This window comes from Arthrobacter sp. zg-Y1171 (genome assembly GCF_025244845.1).
GTDB lineage: Bacteria > Actinomycetota > Actinomycetes > Actinomycetales > Micrococcaceae > Arthrobacter_B.
This window is the reverse complement of sequence record NZ_CP104264.1, coordinates 560,812-573,967: the sequence shown is the minus strand read 5'-3', so window position 1 is coordinate 573,967 and position 13,156 is coordinate 560,812. Positions and strand designations below refer to the sequence as shown.

The window sequence follows — 13,156 nt, the reverse complement described above, 5'->3', positions numbered from 1 at the left end:
CAAACCGTCCGCTCCGGCGGGAGCGTCCCGGGCCGAACCGGTCAGCCGGAGGTGAGGGCTGCGTGGATCTCGCGGACGGCGGTGGCGGTGCCGGCAATGTGCCAGCGGAAGCCGTGGACTTCGACGACGGCGGTGCTGCCGCCGGCGGCTCGGACTATGGCCTTGCCCGGCAGCCAGTCCCATTCCGGGCAGCTGTGCTGGAACCAGGCGCCGGACTGGCCGGTGGCTACGCGGGCCAGGTCGCAGGAGCCGGACCCCATCATCCGGATGGTTGCGGCCCGAGAGGCCGCCGCAGTCCAGGGACCGGTCACCTCGGGGCGCAGCAGCCAGGTGGGGTGGATATAGGTTCCCGCGGACAGGCGGTCCAGCGGTTCGTCGTCGGGTGGAACAATAACGGATCCGTTGAGCATGGCCGGGAACCCCTTCCCGCCGATCCACAGCCGGTCTTCCTGCGGCTGGTAGATGGCGCCGAGCAGGACATCCGGATCTCCGGGAGAGTCGTGCGGACCGGGTTCGGACCGGAGGGCGATGGCCGAGCACCAGTACGTGGACCCGGCGAAGAAGTTGTAGGTTCCGTCCACCGGGTCGATGACCCAGGACCGGCCGGAGGTGCCCTGGTGGCTGGCGCCCTCCTCCCCCACAATCCCGTCGTCCGGACGCAGCTGCCGCAGCCGGTTTACCACCAGGGCTTCGGCCTCGCGGTCCGCGGCGGTTACGACGTCGGACACCGAGGTCTTCTCGCTGGCGGTCAGCCCTTCCGAGCGCATGCGCAGGGCAAGCTGCCCGGCCTCCTGCACCAGCTCGGCGGCGAGGTCGAAGTCTTCGGGGGATGCAACGGCACTCATAGCCCCCAGCGTAGCCGTCCGCCGCCGCTCCGGACAGGCGCACACGGGGCGGCTCATCCTGGTGCGGGGCCGGTGCGGCCATACTGTATCTATGGGAAAAACCGCCGCGCAGCGCGCCGCCAAACACGGACTCCAAGCCGGACAGCCCCGCCCGGGCGGCCCGGGACCAGCAGGTATGCCCGCCGGGCCGCAGGGCAAGAGCAGTCCGGGGCTGCTTGTCATTGCGGGCGTGGTGGCAACGCTGTTCCTGTTCTGGTACCTGCACCTCATGGTGCCGGGCCAGTTGTCCCAGCTGGCGGACGGCCTGTCCATGCCCGATTCCATGGTGTTCGGCTACGGCGAAGACCATCTGGCCGCCCTGCGCAGCGCCATGGACGAGGAGGCGCTGGGCCGGCTCAGTTACGTGCACAAGACGGCCGGGACGCTCTTTCCGCTGATCTTCGGCCTGACCTGGCTATTGATCATCGGACTGAACACCCAGCGCCGGGCGTTGCGCTGGGTGCTCTTCAGTGCGCCGATCCTCTTTGTGGTGGCCGACCTATGGGAGAACATTGCCATTGACAATGCCCTCGGTGCGGTCGAACTATCGAGCGGAGATGCCGCCCTGGCCGGCACGCTGACCGTCGCCCGCTGGATCCTGCTGGGGCTCAGCCTCGTGGCGTCCGTGGTGTCCGTCTTTACCCGCGGGGTTGGACGGCCACCAGAACTTGTCGCCGAGGACAAAGGTTAGGGCCGGGACCACGACGGTCCGCACCAGCAGCGTGTCGAACAGGACGCCGATGGCCACGATGATGCCCACCTGGGTCAGGGTCACCAGCGGCAGGACGCCGAGGACCGCAAAGACGGCCGCCAGCAGGATGCCGGCGCTGGTGATCACGCCGCCGGTGGAGCGCAGTGCCGCCAGCATCCCCTGCTTGGTGCCCATGGTCGCTGCGTTCTCCCGGGCGCGGGTGGTCAGGAAGATGTTGTAGTCCACACCCAGGGCCACCAGGAACAGGAACGAGTAGAGCAGTGTCTGCACGTCCATGGCCGGGAAATCCAGCACGTTCTCGAACAGCAACCAGCTGAGACCGGTTGCGGCCAGGAACGTCAGCAGCACGGAGGCAACCAGCAGCACCGGCGCCACCAGGGAACGCAGCAGGATCATCAGCACAAGGAACACCAGGGCGATCACGGAGGTGCCCACCAGGACGGTGTCGTGCTGGTTCGCTGCCAGCTGGTCCACCCGTTCGGCCGCCTCGCCGCCTACCAGTGCCTCATAGTCCTCACCGGCCAGGTCGTTCCGCAGGTCGGTGATGAAGGTGTTGGCTTCGTCGGTGCCGGCCTCGTATCCGGTGACCAGTTCCACCCGGGTACGTCCGTCATGCTCGGTGCCGGGGGTGGCTGCGGTGACGCCTTCGATGCCCGAGAGCTGCGCGACGGCGTCATCCGCTGAATCGGTATCCACCAAGACGGTGACCGGTGAGGATGAGCCGGCCGGGAAACCTTCGGAAAGCGTCTCCGCGGCGGTGACCGCCTGAGGCTTGTCCCGGAACTGCTCGTTTTCGCTCAGGCCGATCTGCAGGGTGAACAGGGCGCTGCCCAGGGCCAGCAGTACCAGGACGGCAGTGCCGGCAATGGTCTTGGGCCGGCGTGCGGTGGCTTCACCGAGGCGGCCCCAGAACTTGCCTTCCTTGGCCGGGTCCCCGACCTTGGGCACAAAGGGCCAGAACAGTTTGCGCCCCAGCAGCACCAGGGCCACCGGCAGCAGGAACAATGCGCTGAAGATGGCCAGGACAATGCCGATGGCTGCCGAGAACCCGAGGCCGCGGTAGCTCTGGGTATCGGCGAACAGCAGGGTGAGCAGGGCCAGGATGACGGTGCCGCCGCTGGCAATGATCGCTTCGCGGGTACGGGTCAGGGCTTTGCGCATGGCCTCGTACACCGAGTCGTGGACGCGCAGCTCCTCCCGGTACCGGGCAATGAGCAGCAGGGCATAGTTGGTGGCGGCACCGAAGACCAGGACGCTGGTAATGCCTACGGCGGACGGATCCACGGTGATTCCCGTGGCCGGGGCCAGCAGGTCCACTACCTTGGCGGCCAGCTGTTCGATGGCGCCGACAATCGCCAGCGGCACGATCCAGAGCCACGGGGAACGGTAGGTGATCAAAAGCAGCACGGCGACGACGCCGGCGGTGACGGTCAGGAGCACAAAGTTGGCGCCGGAGAACACTCCGGCCAGATCGGCGCTGAACGCCGCCCCGCCGGTCAGCTCTGCCTTAACGCCCTCCGGGGCGGCATCGGAAACGGCCGTCCGGAGTTCTTCGACCTCGGCAGAGACGGCGTCGCCGTCGTCGGCGGCTGCCTGCAGCGTCAGCGGAACAATTGCGACCAGCCGGTTCTCGGAAACCACCGGCGGAACCTGCGGCGGCGGGCCCGAGGCCCCGACCTCCGTGGCCGCTGCGTTGATCCCGGCGATGCCGGCAGTATCCGCGTCCGTCAGCGGACCGCCGTCCTCGCGGGAAACCACCACAATGGCGGAGGATTCCTGCGCGTCAGGGAACTCCTGGAGCAGATCGGCGACCTGTGCGGACTGGTACTTGTCATTCAGTCCGCCCACGTCGGTGGCGTCGTTTTCCTGTGCCGGCAGGGCGAACAGGCCGATGATGACGGCCACCCCGATCAGCAGCGTGACCCACGCCGTCTTGGCGTTCTTCACTATCCCTGCATACATGCGCTTCTCCAAGCCGTCTAAAGTATCTCTGTTCGAAAGTATCTTAGATATAGAGATACTTCAATTCCCAGTTACTATTAGTTTGTGGAGGACAAAGAGCTACGGCGGGATATCGTCGACGCGCTCCGCGGCATGAGCCTGGATGGACAGCGTGTCGCGGACGCTTTCGCGCACTCGAACGGCCTGAATGCCACCGACATGCGTGCCTTGGTGCTCATCATGGAGGCCGAGATGCGGCATGAGGCCCTAACCGCCGGGCAGCTCAGCGCCCGGCTGGGCACCTCCTCCGGAGCCACCACAGCCGTGATCGACCGGCTGGAGCGCATCGGGCACATTCACCGCAACCGCAGCCATGCGGACAGGCGGAAGGTCACCCTGCACTTCGAACCCCTGGCCATGCAGCTTGCCGGCGCCTACTTCGGCCCCCTGGGCGCCCTCACCGACGAGGTCATGTCGCGGTACACGGACACTGAGCTGCGCACCATCCTGGGCTTTATGCAGGCCATCCGCGACGCCTATGACCGACACATTAACGACCGGCAGTCCGACGGCGCCGCCGCCCCCGTCACCGGCGGCGCTCCGAACGGGCTGCAACCACCCAGCGCGAGAAACGGGTAAGCTGGAACCGCCCGCCGGCAAGTCGGCGGTCCGCCCTCGTAGCTCAGTAGGATAGAGCGGCCCTCTCCTAAAGGGCAGGTCGTCGGTTCGATTCCGGCCGGGGGCACATTTTTCTTTAACGGCCGCGTGGGCGGCCGACGGTGGCGGGTCACGCGGAGCTGTTCCAGCAGCGGGAACAGCAGGCCGGTGCGGGCCACTCCGGCCCTGGCACCACACTCCAGGTGGAAGGGATCGTATCCGTCGAGAGGTGCTGTTACCCGTTGGGGGCCCTATCAGTCCATATGCCGAAAGACACCCCACATGAATCTTGGAACGTTGCGAACCAGCGGTCATCGCCGCCGAGGTCGGTTCTGCTTCGTTCGACTTGGCCGCCAAGCTCTCTGACTCGTGAGAGGAAGCCTTCGAGGTCATCAGTTTCGAAATAGACCCGGGTTCCGGCCGTAGGCGCTGTCCCTTCGGTTGCACGCTGAAGACCGCCAATTCCCGACCCGCCACTTCTGATGATCCAGTAGCTCGCATCGAGCTCTGAATCCTCGAAGGCGGGGGCGAACGTCCAACCTTGGAGATCGCAATGGAACGACATGAACTTCTCGGGGGCTTCGGTCTCGACTTCCCACCAGACGACGTTCATAAGGGCATGCTAGCGGACGGCCAGCGGCCTTGGTGCCGGGGCCCGCTTCAGCCCGCACCCCGCGTACTGGACCGAGTGGGCTCACGGTGCTCGACCCGCGCTTCCCGGTCCAGACGAGGACTATGACCGACCGGCTGCCGTTCGCGCCTATTTAACGGCGCCGGCCGTGAGCCCGCCGATCAGGCGCTTCTCGATAACCGCGAACAGGATAATCACCGGCACAATCGCCACGATCGAAACGCCAAACACGTATTGCCAGCTGGTGGCGTACTGGCCGATGAATTTCGTCAGCGCCACGGACAGCGGCTGGTTCTCCGCCGTGGACATGATGACCAGACTCGCCGCGAACTCATTCCAGGACGAAACGAAGGTGAAGATCACTGCCGTAACGATCCCCGGCCAGACCAGCGGCAGATTGATCCGGAAAAGCACCTTGAGCCGCCCCGCGCCGTCGATCTGCGCCGCTTCGTCAATCTCGCGGGGAATTGCGGCAAAGAAACTGTGCATGATCCACAACGCGAAGGAAAGATTGAAAGCCGCATTGATGAGGATCATGGCGAGCCAAGTGTCGTTGAGGTCCAGCCACAGCATCTGGCGGAAAAGCCCCGCGGTCAGCACCGCCGGCTGCAGCATCTGAGTCACGATCACCAGGAACAGGAAGACCATCCGGCCGGGGAAGCGGAACCGGGCCGTGTAATAGGCCGCCGGCGTGGCCACCAGCAGCACCAAAAGGGTGGCAAACACGGCAATGATGATGGTCGAAACCAAGTTGTAGCCCAGGGGCGTTTCCGGCGTGTCCCACATGGACTGGTAGTTGCCGAACTGCAGGCCCTCCTGCGGAAGATACTCAGGCGGAACCGACAGGATTTCCGGGCGGGTCTTCAACGAGCCGACGAGCATCACCAGATAGGGCGCCAGGAACAGCAGGGCGATAACGGCACCGGCAGCGGTACGTCCCCACATCCGCCGGGCACTGACATTATCCGCATACCGGCGGGGGCGCGCGGGTGCCGGAACAGCAGTGCGGATAGGGGCCGGAGCAGCGATGGCCACTTCATGCCTCCTTCATCGGTTTGACGATCTTCACGTACGCGGCCACGATCACCAGCACGACGGCGAAGTTCACCACGCTGAGCGCGCTCGCCACGTCCAGGCGCCGGTCAAACTGAAGCACTTTGAAGATGTACGTCATCAGGGTGTCCGCGCTGTAGCCGGGAATGGATCCCGTCATGATCCGCAGGATCGGGAGGTTATTGAAGACATTGATGATGTTGATCAGCACGGCGACTGCGAGCGCCCCGCGCAGCTGGGGCAGCACCACGCTGAAGTAAGTGCGTACCGGTCCGGCGCCGTCCATTTTCGCTGCTTCCAGGGCATCCCCGGGAATGGCCTGCATCCCGGCGAGCAAGGTGTAGGTGGTGAACGGAAGGGACACGAACACCCCCACCGCGATGGCCGCGCCGAGGGCGGTGGCAACATTCTTGGTGAAACCGTAGGAGGCGTCCAGCAGCCCGACGTCGACCATGAACTTGTTGATGATCCCGTAGTCCCGGTCCAGCCCGTAGTAAAACACCGTCGTGGTCATGACTACGCTGGCTGCCCAAGGGACCACAACCGCCATCCGGACGAGCGTTCGGCCCGGGAACGGCTTGTTGAGGAAGTTCGCCAGGGCCAGTGAAATGACCACGGTCAGGGCAACCACAACCGTTACCCACACGACAGTGTTGAGGAGGACCCGGGGCAGGTTGGGATCCTCGAACACCGTCCGGAAATTTGCCAGCCCTACGCCTTCCACGTTCGTACCGGCCTGGCTGATGCGGCGGGTGGAGCTGTAGATCATGTAGCCGGCGGGAAAGATCACCACGCCGAACACGAGGACCAGCACCGGCCCGATCCATGGCAGGGCCGCCCATCCACTTTCACTGTTCCGAAGCTTCTGCCGGCGCACCCCCGGGTGGCGGACTGTACTCATAGGCTCAAACCGTTCTGGACCGGGAGGGGCCGCATCGGTGGACACGGCCCCTCGGGACGGGTGTCAGGCTGCGTCGGCCTTGGACTGGATCTGCTCCAGTACTGTCTGTGCGTCCTGGTCCTCCAGCTGGCCCATAAGGGACTTGAACGCTCCGTCGGTCGCGTTCCAGGCGGGGTTGGTGGTCGGATAGAACTCGGCGGTCGGCAGCATGTCCAGGAACGGCTTCAAGCTTTCGTCCGAGCCCATCGCCTCGGATCCGCTCTTGGTGGTGGGCAGGAAACCTTCAGTCTCCACCCAGTCCACGTAGTTGTCTTCGGTGTAGAAGAAGTCCATAAACGCCTTGATGGCCTCCTGCTTGTCCTCATCGTTCTTGAAAGCCATCAAGCGGTCCGCGACCCCGAGGGTGGAAGGTTCGCCGCTGTTGGTGGGGACGCTGGCAATCCCGTAGTTCAGGTCCGGATTCTCTTCCTCAATCTGGCCAACGGTCTGCGGCAAGGCGTAGACCATCCCGATCTGCCCCTGTGCGAAGACGTTGATCATCGGAGTGCGCTGGGTGGCGCCCGGATCCGGCTGGGTGACGCCGTCGGAGATCATTTTCTTCATGAACTCTGCTGCCTCGAGGTTCTCGGGCGTGTTCACCGCGATCTCCGACTCGTCCCCGAAACCGCCGCCGTTGCCGGCGAACCAGATGAGGCTTTCGCCCTGTGCCTCTTCCGAGCCGAGCGGCATTCCGTACCCGGGAACACCGGTGGCCGAAATCTCCTGGGCGGCTGCATGGAGCTCGTCCCAGGTGGTGGGAGGGGCTTGGATGCCTGCAGCATCGAACAGATCCTGGTTGTAGAACAGGGCACGCACCGAAGCGATCAGCGGCAAGCCGTACTGGGTACCGTCGAGCATCTCGTTTTCTGCGAACGACTCCTGGAAGTCGGCGATGGTCTCCTCCGAGGCCACCTCGTTCGCCGGATAGAGCAGCCCCTCATCCGCAAAAGCAGAAAATGCGCCGCCGTTGTAAATGTCGGGTGCCTCTCCGGCCTGGATTTTCGTCTGCAGCACCGATTCCAGGTTTTCCCAGGACTCCACCTGCAGGTTCACGCTGATGTCCTCGTTGGCGGCTTCGAAATCTTCGATGACCCCTTCCCAGAGGGCCTTGGTGCCGTCGGAATAGCTGGGAACAAGCAGGTCCAGGGTAGTAGCCCCGCCTTCCTCGCCCGAGTCCCCGCTGCCCCCGAAACCGCAGGAAGACACCGTGAGCGCTCCCGCCGCGGCTAGGGCCATCATGCCGGTTCGAAAGTTGCTCTTCATTGGATCCTCTTTCAGACAGTCACGGCCGGGCCGCGAATCCGAGCCACGACGCCGGGGCCGTCAGACGGCCTGAGCACCCTTGGCTGATGATGGAACTTGATAGCAAAACGGGTAATTCGATCAGCGAACATCAGTTGATGGAAGATACTGGGCCTTCCGGCCCCGGCCCGTCAAGGGGTTCGCCGCAGGACGTGCTCGGATCTTTGTCTGATTGGTTCTGATCTATAGACAGCAACTTCAATCAGAGCCCATCATTGACCAACTTTCGTCCAACGGGGAGGAACTCCGATGACCCTCACCTCCACACGTGCGCTAATGGACCGTGCTGCTGCGGCTGGAACGGCCCGCGGGAGCTTAAACGTGCTGCATCCGGACCATGCCGATGATGAAGAGCTGGTCTGCGAAGCGGCCCGGCTGTCATCCCTCTTCTCCCGGGCCGAGCCTACGGACCTAGGCTGAAACCGATGGAGAAGACCGAGCGGCTCAACGCGATCCTCGACCTCCTTGCCGCCCGCGGGCACGTGCAGGTTGAGGAAATAGTAGTGTCGCTCAAAGTGTCCCCGGCTACTGCCCGGCGGGACTTGGACAGCCTCGCTGCCCAGCGGCTCTTGAGCCGGACCCGGGGCGGGGCAACCATGGAAGCAGTCGCCTATGACCTGCCCACGCGCTACTCGCGCGACGAGCATACCGCTGAAAAGCAGGCCATAGCCCGGGCTGCGTCCGCCTTGGTGCCCAAGGGTGCCGTGATCGGCTTGTGCGGGGGAACCACCAGCACCGCCATCGCCCAGGCGCTGGGCATGCGGCGGGATCTCATGGAACCGTCAAACCGGCCAACCCTTACCGTGGTCACGAACGCCATCAACATCGCTGTCCAGCTGGTCGTCCGCCCCAATATCCGGGTCATGGTGACCGGCGGGGTCGTGAATCCGCGCTCCTATGAACTGGTTGGGCCCTACACCGACGTCATCCTGCAGCGTGTGGCGCTGGATCTCGCGTTTGTCGGGGTCAACGGCCTGGATGCCGAGGTGGGTCCGACGGTCAGCGACGAAGGGGAAGCAGCCGTGAACTCGCTGATGTCCCGGAGGGCCTCGGAAACCTACGTCGTCGCCGATTCCTCGAAAATCGGAACCCGGAGCTTTGCCACGCTCAGCGGATACGTCTTTAGCAACCTGATCACGGACAGCGGTATCTCCGACAGCGACAAGGCTGCCTTCGAGAGCCGCGGCACCCGGGTCCTCGTAGCGCCGAGGGAAAGCAACATCAGCTAGCTATCAGGACAGGTCCGCGGAGTTCCGTTCCTCGTCCCGGGCCACGGCGAACTGGGTGTTGTACAGCTCCGCGTAGCGTCCGTCCCGCGCCAGCAATTCCGCGTGCGTTCCCTGTTCCGCGATCCGGCCGCCCTCGATAACCAGGATCCGGTCGGCATTGCGGATGGTGGAGAGCCGGTGCGCAATCACGACGGCGGTCCGCCCCTGCAGCGCTTCGCCCAGGGCGGCCTGCACAGCGGCCTCGGACGTGGAATCCAAAGCGGCGGTGGCCTCGTCCAGGATCACGATCCGCGGCTGGGCCAGCAGCAGCCGCGCGATGGTCATCCGCTGGCGCTCCCCGCCGGAAAGCCGGTAGCCGCGCTCCCCCACCATCGTTTCCAGCCCGTCCGGCAGGGACCGCACCATATCCTCCAGCCGCGCCCGGCGCAGCGCATCCCAGACTTCCTCTTCACTGGCTTCGGGGTTGGCCAGCAGCAGGTTGGCCCGGATGGTCTCGTGGAACAGGTGCCCGTCCTGGGTCACCATGCCCAGCGCCTGCCGGATGCCGGCGAAACTCACGTCCCGCACATCCGTACCGGAGAAGCGCACGGCACCCGAATCGACGTCGTACAGCCGTGCCAGCAGCTGCGCAATGGTCGATTTGCCCGCTCCCGAGGTTCCAACCAGGGCGACGGTCTGCCCCGGTTCAACACGGAAGGACACTCCGTGCAGGACTTCCTCTCCGCCGCGGGTGTCCAGGACAGCCACCTCTTCCAGCGACGCGAGGGATACTTTGTCCGCGGTGGGATAGGCAAACCGGACGTCGTCGAACTCCACGCTCAGCGGTCCGGCCGGCACCGGCGCCGGGGATTCCTTCTCACGGATCAAGGGACGAAGGTCCAGGATTTCGAAGACCCGCTCGAAGCTCACTACCGCGCTCATGATCTCCACGCGGGCGTTGGCCAGGGAGGTCAGCGGCGCATACAGCCGGGTCAGCAGCAGCGCCAGGGTCACGACGTCGCCCGTGTTCAGGTTGCCCTGCAGCGCCAGGTAACCGCCCAGCCCGTAGACCAGGGCCAGGGCCAGCGCGGATACCAGGGTCAGGGCCGTCACGAAGACGGCCTGCATCATTGCCATCTTCACGCCGATGTCCCGCACCCGGGAGGCACGGAGCGCGAATTCGCTCGACTCGGCGTCGGGCCGTCCGAACAGTTTGACCAGGGTGGCGCCGGGTGCGGAGAACCGCTCGGTCATCTGCGTACCCATGGACGCGTTGTGGTTGGCAGCCTCCCGGCGGAGCGCGGCGAGCCGGCCGCCCATCCGCCGTGCCGGCAGCAGGAACACCGGCAGCAGCAACATGGCCAGTACGGTCACCTGCCAAGAGGTTCCGAGCATCACGATGAGGGTCAGCACCAGGGCGACGACGTTGCTCACCACACCGGAAAGGGTCCCGCTGAAGGCCTGCTGGGCGCCGATGACGTCATTGTTGAGCCGGCTGACCAGCGCACCCGTGCGCGTGCGTGTAAAGAAGGCAATGGGCATCTTCTGGACGTGGTCGAACACCGCGGTGCGCAGGTCCAGGATGACGCTTTCCCCGATGCGCGAGGAAAACCAGCGCGTGGCAAGGGAAACTGCCGCGTCCGCCACCGCGACGGCGGCAATCAGCAGGGCCAGCCGGATCACCACGGCCGGTGCCGTGCCGGCCACAATGGAGTTGACCACCTGCCCGGCCAGGACCGGGGTCGCCACGGCCAGGAACGCGCCCACCACGGACAGCAGAACGAAGCCCAGGAGCCGCGTCCGATAGGGAGCGGCAAAGCGGACAATCCGCTTCAGGGTTTCCCGTGAAATCTTGCCGTCAACGCCCTTGGCGCGGGAGATCTGCATCAGCGAACCCCACGCTGCGCCTTCCATGCTCATGTCTGTTCCTCCGATATCCGCACGTTCCAGCTTAAACCCGTCCGGAGTCCGATCCCTGCCGATCGCTAGTGGCTGAAACCGCAGCGGAATCCGTTCCGGGGACGCAGTGAATCAAGTCACAAGTTTGGCTCCGGGCGCTGGTACACTTCGAATCGCTGCCCCTGGAGCTGAACCGGGCACAGACGAAAGGCCGTAATGCCCCCGGCACTCAAACCCTTCGCCGCCCCCACGGGCGACGCCTCTTCGGAGGGCAACACTCACGGCGCACAGCCGCGCCCCACGGCGCTGGTTGCCGTTGAACAACCCGAGGTCTTCTCCGTCGTGGCCGGAATTCTCTCCGCAGCGGGCTTGGATACAGTCCCCGTGCTGGACCTGGACGAGGCCATGGAAGCTGCACGCGCCGGCTCCCCGGTGTTGGCGGTGGTGGATTCCACGATCCGCCAAGTCGTCGGAATGGACATGCTCAAGCGCCTCCGGCACGAACCGGCCATGACCAAGCTGCCGGTCATCCTCGTGGCAGGCGAAGCCGGGCTGGACATGGAATTGATGGTCGACCTGGGCATCGCCGACTTCGTGGCCAGCCCGGTGGACCCCGAGGACCTGGCACGCCGGATCAACCTCATCCTGGCCACCGCCCGGGCGCGCAGGGACCGGCGGGCCGCCACGTCGCGGCTGCGGGAGGACACACGCCGTATTTCCGCCGCCATCCGGGCCACTAATGATCCGCAGCAAATGGCCGAGGTAGTGGTTCACGGACTCGGAGCCACCTTCGAAGCGGACCATGTACTGCTGGTGACTTTCCCGGATGAGCGCGTTCCGGAACTGGCACTGGCGTGGAGCCGCGAGGAAACCTCCGGAGGCATTCCCGCGCTGAACGCACATACCGCGGGCGAGCTGGCCGAAATGCTCTGGGAGCGGGGCCGGGGAATGGCCGTGGAAGACCATGGCCAGCCCGCCGATGAGCCGGTACCGATAAGCGCGGAATCCCGGGCTGCCGGGCTGCGCACCTCCGTGATTGTGCCGCTCGGCCACGGGGACAAGGCTTTCGGGCTGCTCTGGCTTGCCGGCGAGGGTGCCCCGCGGGACTGGACGAGCACGGAGATCTCCCTGATCCAGCATGTCAGCGGCAACCTGGCGCACGGCCTCGTGCAGGGCAACCTCATTACCGCTCAGCGGATGGTACTCAAACGCCAACGGGACCTGGACCAGGCGAAGACTGATTTCGTGGCCACGGTCAACCACGAACTGCGGACACCGCTGACCTCGATCACGGGCTACCTGGACCTCATCCTGGACGGCTCCGGCGGAGACATCCCGGACGACGTCGCGCAGATGCTCAAAATCGTTGGCCGCAACGCCGTTCGACTCAACCAGCTGATCAGCGATCTGCTGACCATCTCCCGGCAGGATGCGGACGAGATCAACCTCGAGGTGGAGGAAGTGGACCTGGAAGAACTCCTGCGCGCCGTTGCCGCCTCACTGGCACCGGCCGCCGGGGCCAGCAGCCTGGACCTGCGGTTGGAGCTGGGTACCGACCCCTTGCTGGTTGACGGAGACCGCGCCCAGCTGGAGCAGGTCTTCACCAATCTCTGCTCCAACGCCGTGAAGTTCACGCCGGCCGGCGGAACCGTGCAGATCAGTGCCGCCCTGGTCCAGCCGGACGGCGCCGGCCCCGGCGTGCGGGTACAGATCCGCGACACCGGAATCGGCATCCCGGAAGGGGACCTGCCCAACCTGTTCCGGCGTTTCTTCCGTGCCTCCAACGCCACCTCCGCTGCCATTCCCGGTACCGGCCTGGGGCTGGCCATCGTCCAGGACATTGTGCTTCAGCACGGCGGCGAACTGGGGATTGCTTCCAAGGTGGGCGAGGGCACCACGGCAACGGTCCAGCTTCCAGCCGCCCGCTAG

At 65.2% G+C, this 13,156-nt stretch carries 11 protein-coding genes, 1 tRNA gene and 1 pseudogene; 6 read left to right on the top strand and 7 right to left on the bottom strand.

The annotated features are described in order from the left end of the window. Positions 1–41: 41 nt before the first annotated feature. Complete coding sequence (locus tag N2L00_RS02785) at positions 42–845, bottom strand: inositol monophosphatase family protein (protein ID WP_255863781.1); 804 nt, start codon at positions 843–845, stop codon at positions 42–44. 91 nt (positions 846–936) lie between these two features. Here N2L00_RS02785 and N2L00_RS02780 point away from each other — a divergent pair, with 91 nt between their 5' ends. Beyond that, positions 937–1,575 carry a hypothetical protein gene (locus N2L00_RS02780; protein ID WP_255766706.1) on the top strand — a complete coding sequence of 213 codons (639 nt, stop codon included), beginning with the start codon at positions 937–939 and terminating at the stop codon, positions 1,573–1,575. Positions 1,576–1,596: 21 nt separating this feature from the next. Here N2L00_RS02780 and N2L00_RS02775 read toward each other — a convergent pair. Further along, a pseudogene (locus N2L00_RS02775) lies at positions 1,597–3,558 on the bottom strand (MMPL family transporter); the annotation flags it as partial. An 84-nt stretch (positions 3,559–3,642) separates the two neighbouring features. Here N2L00_RS02775 and N2L00_RS02770 point away from each other — a divergent pair. Together N2L00_RS02770 and N2L00_RS02765 are read left to right on the top strand one after the other, a co-directional pair. After that, positions 3,643–4,176, top strand: a complete 534-nt coding sequence (locus N2L00_RS02770; RefSeq protein WP_255863780.1) for a MarR family winged helix-turn-helix transcriptional regulator — start codon at positions 3,643–3,645, stop codon at positions 4,174–4,176. Positions 4,177–4,208: 32 nt separating this feature from the next. Continuing rightward, positions 4,209–4,282 (top strand) — tRNA-Arg (locus tag N2L00_RS02765). Positions 4,283–4,429: 147 nt separating this feature from the next. Here the strand turns inward: N2L00_RS02765 and N2L00_RS02760 are convergent. From N2L00_RS02760 to N2L00_RS02745, 4 genes are all read right to left on the bottom strand, one after another. Beyond that, positions 4,430–4,807: a VOC family protein gene (locus N2L00_RS02760; RefSeq protein WP_255863779.1), complete on the bottom strand. Its 378-nt coding sequence runs from the start codon at positions 4,805–4,807 to the stop codon at positions 4,430–4,432. A 147-nt stretch (positions 4,808–4,954) separates the two neighbouring features. Further along, positions 4,955–5,860: a carbohydrate ABC transporter permease gene (locus tag N2L00_RS02755; RefSeq protein ID WP_255863778.1), complete on the bottom strand. Its 906-nt coding sequence runs from the start codon at positions 5,858–5,860 to the stop codon at positions 4,955–4,957. 1 nt (position 5,861) lies between these two features. After that, complete coding sequence (locus N2L00_RS02750; RefSeq protein WP_255863777.1) at positions 5,862–6,779, bottom strand: carbohydrate ABC transporter permease; 918 nt, start codon at positions 6,777–6,779, stop codon at positions 5,862–5,864. Between the two features lie 63 nt (positions 6,780–6,842). Continuing rightward, positions 6,843–8,081: an extracellular solute-binding protein gene (locus N2L00_RS02745; RefSeq protein ID WP_255766700.1), complete on the bottom strand. Its 1,239-nt coding sequence runs from the start codon at positions 8,079–8,081 to the stop codon at positions 6,843–6,845. 288 nt (positions 8,082–8,369) lie between these two features. Here N2L00_RS02745 and N2L00_RS02740 point away from each other — a divergent pair, with 288 nt between their 5' ends. Next, a complete protein-coding gene (locus N2L00_RS02740; RefSeq protein ID WP_255863776.1) occupies positions 8,370–8,540 on the top strand; it encodes a hypothetical protein in 171 nt (56 codons plus the stop codon). Positions 8,541–8,545: 5 nt separating this feature from the next. After that, positions 8,546–9,349: a DeoR/GlpR family DNA-binding transcription regulator gene (locus N2L00_RS02735; RefSeq protein ID WP_255863775.1), complete on the top strand. Its 804-nt coding sequence runs from the start codon at positions 8,546–8,548 to the stop codon at positions 9,347–9,349. Between the two features lie 3 nt (positions 9,350–9,352). On the opposite strand, the gene N2L00_RS02730 is transcribed toward N2L00_RS02735, so the two are convergent. Further along, the gene (locus N2L00_RS02730; protein ID WP_255863774.1) at positions 9,353–11,248 is read right to left on the bottom strand and encodes an ABC transporter ATP-binding protein; all 1,896 of its coding nucleotides are present in this window, start codon (positions 11,246–11,248) and stop codon (positions 9,353–9,355) included. A gap of 195 nt (positions 11,249–11,443) precedes the next feature. Here N2L00_RS02730 and N2L00_RS02725 point away from each other — a divergent pair, with 195 nt between their 5' ends. After that, complete coding sequence (locus N2L00_RS02725; protein ID WP_255863773.1) at positions 11,444–13,156, top strand: ATP-binding protein; 1,713 nt, start codon at positions 11,444–11,446, stop codon at positions 13,154–13,156.

Excerpts from the sequence above, each read along its gene's own strand:
- N2L00_RS02745 (WP_255766700.1), bottom strand. The coding sequence starts at position 8,081 with ATGAAGAGCAACTTTCGAACCGGCATGATGGCCCTAGCCGCGGCGGGA.
- N2L00_RS02750 (WP_255863777.1), bottom strand. The coding sequence starts at position 6,779 with ATGAGTACAGTCCGCCACCCGGGGGTGCGCCGGCAGAAGCTTCGGAAC.
- N2L00_RS02740 (WP_255863776.1), top strand. The coding sequence starts at position 8,370 with ATGACCCTCACCTCCACACGTGCGCTAATGGACCGTGCTGCTGCGGCT.
- N2L00_RS02735 (WP_255863775.1), top strand. The coding sequence starts at position 8,546 with ATGGAGAAGACCGAGCGGCTCAACGCGATCCTCGACCTCCTTGCCGCC.
- N2L00_RS02780 (WP_255766706.1), top strand. The coding sequence starts at position 937 with ATGGGAAAAACCGCCGCGCAGCGCGCCGCCAAACACGGACTCCAAGCC.
- N2L00_RS02730 (WP_255863774.1), bottom strand. The coding sequence starts at position 11,248 with ATGAGCATGGAAGGCGCAGCGTGGGGTTCGCTGATGCAGATCTCCCGC.
- N2L00_RS02785 (WP_255863781.1), bottom strand. The coding sequence starts at position 845 with ATGAGTGCCGTTGCATCCCCCGAAGACTTCGACCTCGCCGCCGAGCTG.
- N2L00_RS02760 (WP_255863779.1), bottom strand. The coding sequence starts at position 4,807 with ATGAACGTCGTCTGGTGGGAAGTCGAGACCGAAGCCCCCGAGAAGTTC.
- N2L00_RS02725 (WP_255863773.1), top strand. The coding sequence starts at position 11,444 with ATGCCCCCGGCACTCAAACCCTTCGCCGCCCCCACGGGCGACGCCTCT.